The sequence below is a fragment of the Lentibacter sp. genome, from assembly GCF_029254145.1.
Lineage (GTDB): Bacteria > Pseudomonadota > Alphaproteobacteria > Rhodobacterales > Rhodobacteraceae > Lentibacter.
Window position 1 is genome coordinate 1 of the sequence record NZ_JAQWYD010000048.1, and the last position, 5,879, is coordinate 5,879.

General features: G+C 58.0%; 5 protein-coding genes and 1 pseudogene. All 6 read left to right on the forward strand.

The genetic code is table 11. The features are described 5' to 3' along the window. On the forward strand, nt 1-691 hold a 691-nt coding region (locus tag P8O11_RS05505; RefSeq protein WP_300292492.1), incomplete at its 5' end, for an SDR family oxidoreductase. A 3-nt stretch (nt 692-694) separates the two neighbouring features. Then, entirely contained in the window at nt 695-1,306 is a 612-nt protein-coding gene (locus P8O11_RS05510) for a LysE family translocator (protein WP_300292495.1), read from the forward strand. Between the two features lie 21 nt (nt 1,307-1,327). After that, nucleotides 1,328-1,846, forward strand: coding sequence for a xanthine phosphoribosyltransferase (gene gpt / locus P8O11_RS05515; RefSeq protein ID WP_300292497.1), 519 nt, complete (start codon nt 1,328-1,330; stop codon nt 1,844-1,846). A gap of 133 nt (nt 1,847-1,979) precedes the next feature. Continuing rightward, on the forward strand, nt 1,980-3,155 hold the full coding sequence (locus P8O11_RS05520) for an aminotransferase (RefSeq protein ID WP_300292499.1): 1,176 nt from the start codon (nt 1,980-1,982) through the stop codon (nt 3,153-3,155). 65 nt (nt 3,156-3,220) lie between these two features. Beyond that, a complete protein-coding gene (locus tag P8O11_RS05525; RefSeq protein ID WP_300292501.1) occupies nt 3,221-5,065 on the forward strand; it encodes a peptidylprolyl isomerase in 1,845 nt (614 codons plus the stop codon). A 17-nt stretch (nt 5,066-5,082) separates the two neighbouring features. Next, a pseudogene (locus tag P8O11_RS05530) lies at nt 5,083-5,879 on the forward strand (anthranilate synthase component I); the annotation flags it as partial.

The following is a 5,879-nucleotide window of genomic DNA, read 5'->3' on the forward strand; positions in this document are numbered from 1 at the left end:
TGCCCTGCTCAAGCGGGTCACTCCTCTCGCCGCACAGCTTGGCTCGTCTCTTGTTGTGCCCTGCGATGTCGCCGACGAAGCCTCGATGGACGCGCTTTTTGAGACCCTCAAAGCAGAATGGGGCAAGCTCGACTTTGTGGTTCACGCCATCGGCTTTTCTGACAAAAACGAGCTTCGCGGCCGCTATGTCGAGACGAGCCGCGACAACTTCACAATGACCATGGACATCTCGGTCTATTCCTTCACAGCGATCATGCAGCGCGCCGAGAAGATGATGTCTGAGGGCGGCTCCGCCATCACGCTTACATATTACGGCGCCGAACAGGTTATGCCGCATTACAACGTCATGGGCGTCGCTAAAGCTGCTCTGGAAGCTTCGGTCAAATATCTTGCGGAAGACCTTGGCAAAGACGGCATCCGCGTCAATTCGATTTCGGCTGGCCCGATCAAGACGCTTGCTGCGTCCGGCATCGGTGATTTCCGCTACATCCTCAAGTGGAACGAGCTAAACTCACCGCTGCGCCGCAACGTGACAATCGACGATGTCGGCAAATCTGCGCTCTATCTGCTCTCTGATCTTGGATCAGGCGTGACAGGCGAAAACCTTCACGTTGACGCAGGCTACCATGTCGTCGGGATGAAAGCCGTCGATGCGCCTGACATTGACGTTGTGACTGGTCGCAAAGACTAAGCCATGGAGCTGGGCCACATCATCGCGTTCAATTTGACGCTGCTGGCCTCTATGGCCAGCCCTGGCCCAGCCCTCCTTTTGGCTCTTAAAACCACGCTCACATCAGGCCGCATGGCAGGCATAATCACAGGGCTCGGTCTCGGTACGATGGCTGCTCTTTGGACAGGTCTCGCTCTTTTGGGCCTTGAGGGTGTCTTTCAGCTCTTTCCATGGGCCTATGTACTGCTCAAAACGGGCGGGGCGCTCTACTTGCTCTATATTACCTATGGCATGTGGAAAGACGCCTCCAAGCCTCTGCCGCCTTCGTCCGCCGATGCGCCTAAACTGCGTCGAGCCTTTTTAACGGGCTTTGCCGTAAACATGGGCAATCCGAAGTCTGTGATATTCGCTTCTGCCGTGCTCTTGGTCATCTTCCCACAAGACATGAGCCTCGCAGCAAAAGCCAGCATTGCACTCAATCATTTGCTCATCGAGTGGACCGTGTACACCCTCTTTGCGATTGCACTTTCCACCTCAGCCGCCCGCGCAGGATATCTGCGCCTCAAGCCTATGTTTGATCGTGTGGCAGCCCTCATTCTAGGTGCTCTCGCGCTGCGCCTCATCTTTTCCAAATAAATCCACAAAGGAATCGCCACCATGACAGACCGCCTGCCCCACGAAAAAGGTTTTCACATCTCTTGGGACCAGATTCACCGCGACAGTCGTGCGCTCGCATGGCGGCTAGACGGCAAAGGTCCTGATGACGGTCAATGGCGCGCTGTTGTCGCCGTCACACGTGGCGGCATGGCCCCTGCCATGATCGTCGCGCGCGAGCTGGACATCCGTACAGTTGATACAATCTCGGTCAAGTCCTATCACTCGGGCGGCGGCAAAGCCGACCAGCGCCGCGAGGCCGAAGTCCTCAAAGCGCCAGAAGCCAGCCTGATGGGCGATGGCACAGGCATCCTTGTTGTGGACGATCTCGTGGACAGCGGCAAAACACTCGAGCTTGTGCGCTCACTTTACCCCAACGCTCACTTTGCCTGCGTTTATGCCAAGCCCGAAGGCGAAAAACAGGCCGACAGCTTTATCACAGGCGTCAGCCAAGATACGTGGATCTTCTTCCCTTGGGATATGGCACTGCAATATGTTGAGCCCTATCGCGGCAAAGACTAACACCTGACTTTTCCGCCCCTGCGGGACACAGCGCGGGGGCTATTCAAGCGCAGAAAATACTCATACTTGTCAGCGCGTTACCCCTGAAACGTCTCCCCGCAGCAGGCTCCCACATCACAACAGGATCCGCCACATGACACAGCCACGCACCGCAACAACTTTCCCACCCCCCGTGCAGGAAGCACGGCGCTGGCTTGACGGCGTGGTGTTTCCGCCCGAACGGCTCCTGATTAACGTCAGCCAAGCAGCGCCAACCGCGCCCCCGCCAGCGTCTATGCGTGAAGCGATGGCAGAAGCGATCCTAACAGAGCCTGAAACGCACCTCTATGGCCCGACGCTCGGCTTGCCAGCTCTGCGGGCCGAAGTCGCCCAGCAGTGGCGCGCTGCTTACAATGGCGAAATCGCCGAAGGCGAGGTTGCAATCACATCAGGCTGCAATCAGGCCTTTGCCGCCGCCATAGCCACACTCTGCGCCGAAGGCGACGAGGTGATCCTGCCAACGCCGTGGTATTTCAATCATAAGATGTGGCTAGATATGTCAGGCGTGCGTACAGTGGCCCTGCCCGCTGGCTCAGGCCTTTTGCCTGATCCCGACGCGGCACGCGCTCTGATCACGCCTCGCACCCGCGCAATTGCGCTTGTCACACCAAACAATCCCGCTGGCGTGGAATATCCCGCAGAGCTTGTCGGTGCATTCTATGATCTGGCCCAAGAGCACGGCCTCGCTCTGATTGTCGATGAAACCTACCGTGACTTTGACAGTCGCACAGGCGCGCCGCATGACCTGTTCTCGCGGCACGGCTGGCAGAACACACTGATCCAGCTTTATTCCTTTTCCAAAGCCTATCGCCTCACGGGTCACCGCGTCGGCGCAATCATTGCGTCCAAAGCACGTTTGGCCGAAGTTGAGAAGTTTCTGGATACAGTCACGATCTGCCCCAACCAGCTCGGTCAGCGTGGTGCACTTTGGGGGATGCAAAACCTGAGCCAATGGCTCGCGGGTGAGCGCGCCGAAATCCTTGCGCGCCGCTCCGCCATTGAGGCAGAGTTCCCCCGCCTTGAAGCGCAGGGATGGCATCTACTCGGCCTTGGTGCTTACTTTGCCTATTTGGCCCACCCCTTTGAGCTGGCCTCCGATGCGCTCGCCCAAGAGCTTGTTCGCCAACAAAGCATCTTGTGCCTGCCAGGGACGATGTTCCGCCCCGAGGGTGACGCATCAGGCGCGCAAGAACTGCGCATTGCTTTTGCCAATGTGGATGCTGCGGGTGTCAAAACCTTGTTTGACAGGCTGGAAAAGACCCGCGCTTGAGCCTTGCTCCCGCGCGAGCAAACCCTTAGACACTGCCTTCAAGAATTGGGCATGAGGAGAGCGTGATGAGCGCGAGTGGTAAGACAACCAAAACTTTGGTCTGGATCCTGATGGCGATGCTCATCTTGGGCCTCGGTGGTTTCGGAATAACCAACCTTGGCGGCTCCGTGCGCACTGTTGGCGCAGTCGGAGACAAAGAGATCACCACCCAGAGCTACAGCCGTGCTCTGCGCCAGATGCTGCAGGGCCAAAGCTCGGCGTTTGGCAACGCGCTCAGCTTTGCTGAAGCCCAAGCCCAACAGCTTGACCGCCTCGTGCTCTCACAGCTTATTGCCACGCGCTCTCTGGACGCTGAAACCGCTGCTCTCGGCCTCTCTGTAGGAGACGAGCGCCTCGCCCGTCAGATTGTTGAAACAGACGCCTTCAAAGGCATCGACGGACAGTTCAACCGCGATGACTACCGTTTCAGACTTCAGCAAATCGGCCTTACAGAGCGTCAGTATGAAGAGATCGTACGCGAAGAAATGGCCCGAGGAATTGTCCAAACAGCCCTCTTCAGCAATATTCGCTCCACAGCCAGTTATGCTGACACAATCATCAACTTCATAGGTGAAGAGCGTGATTTTACGTGGGCGATCCTCGACGAGACCATGCTCGACGCACCTCTGCCAGAGACCACCGAGGCAGAGCTCGTCGCTTTCCACCGCGAAAACTCAGCGAATTACAAAACACCTTTCTTCCGTAAAATTACGTTCGCGATTCTCACGCCAGAGCAGATGATTGAAACTGTTGAAATCGATGAAACAACACTGCAGCAACTCTTCAACGAGCGCGCCACAGAGCTCAACCGTCCGGAGCGGCGCCTTGTCGAGCGGCTTGTCTTCCCCGCCAAAGACGCAGCCCAGACCGCAGCAGATGCAATCGCGGCTGGCAGCGCAAGCTTTGAAGATATCGTAGCAGAGCGCGGCCTCACCCTCAACGACATCGACATGGGTGACGTCAGCCTGGCCGAACTTGAGGGCGCTGGCGATGCAGCATTTGCAGCCGCCTCAGGCGATATTGTCGGGCCGCTCCAGACAGACCTTGGCCCTGCCCTCTTCCGTATCAGTGGTGTTTTGTCTGCTGTAGAAACAAGCTTTGAAGATGTCGCGGACGAGCTGCGGGACGAATACGCCCAAAGCCGAGCCAGACGCCTGATCGACACTGAACGCGAATCTTACGAAGACCTGCTTGCCGCCGGCGCAACGCTGGAAGAACTCGCCGCCGAAACCATGATGGAACTCGGGATGATCGAATGGCATGATCGGGCCGAAGCGACGCCCGCAGGCTATGCTGCCTTCCGCGAAGCCGCCAACCGGATCACACTAGAGGACTTCCCCGAAATCATCGAGCTGGACGACGGCGGCCTGATTGCGCTGCGCCTTGACGCAGAAGAGCCCGCTGCCGAACAGCCGCTTTCCGCGGTTCGTGCAGAGGTCATTGAAGACGAGCGCCGCCTGCGTCTTCTGAACGCCCTTGAGGGCAAAGCTGATGCACTCGCAGCTGAGCTCCGAGAAGGCCGTGCCTTTACCTCGCTTGAGGTTACACCGCGCGTCGAAAGCGGCCTCACACGGGCCGAGTTCCTCGCCGATGCGCCCCCCTCTCTTCTGGTTGAGGCCTTCGCACTTGCCGCTCAGGGCGATACAGCGGTGGTACGTGGCGCAGATACCGTGGCGCTCCTGCAGCTTGATATGATTATCGCCCCCGATGTCGCCGATCCCGAGCTCGCCAGCACGCGCAGCCTGCTGGAAAGCCAGTATGAAAACGATTTGGCGCAAGACATCTACAACATGTTCGTGACCGACATTCAGTCGCGGATGCCCATCACACTGGACGAAGCCGCGATCAATGCGGTGAACACCCAGTTCTAAACAAAAAGGCATATCTCGTGGAGCTGACCCCGTCTTTCACAAGTTTCGAGCAGGGCTTTTCTACGGGCCAGAACCAGCTGGTCTATACCCGTCTCGCAGCGGATCTAGATACGCCTGTCTCCCTCATGCTCAAGCTCACAGGCGCCGCCAAGAACGCCTTTATGCTAGAGTCTGTGACAGGCGGCGAAGTGCGTGGACGCTACTCCATCATCGGGATGAAGCCTGATCTCGTGTGGCAATGCCATGGCACTAAAAGTCGCCTCAATCGGCAAGCGCGTTTTGATGAAAGCACCTTTGAAGAGCAGCCTGGCGATCCGCTCGCTAATCTGCGCGCGCTACTCGATGAAAGTCGGATCGAGATGCCCGAAGATCTGCCCGCCGCTTCGGCTGGCCTCTTTGGGTACCTCGGATATGACATGATCCGCCTTGTCGAACATCTGCCAAATGTCCCCGAAGATACGCTCGGGCTGCCTGATGCCGTACTCCTGCGCCCGACAGTCACAGCCGTTCTGGATGGCGTCAAAGGTGAGGTGATCGTCGTATCCCCTGCTTGGACCTCTGACGGTCTCTCTGCACGCGCTGCCTATGCCCAGGCTGCCGAGCGCGTGATGGACGCTGTACGCGACCTTGAGCGCGCGCTTCCTCAACAGGCGCGTGATCTTGGCGACGCTCAGGAAGATGCTGAACCAAAAAGCAATTTTACGCGCGAGGGCTACAAAGCCGCCGTCGAAAAGGCCAAAGACTACATTCGAGCAGGCGATATCTTCCAAGTGGTGCCCTCGCAGCGCTGGGCACAGCCCTTCCGACAGCCCCC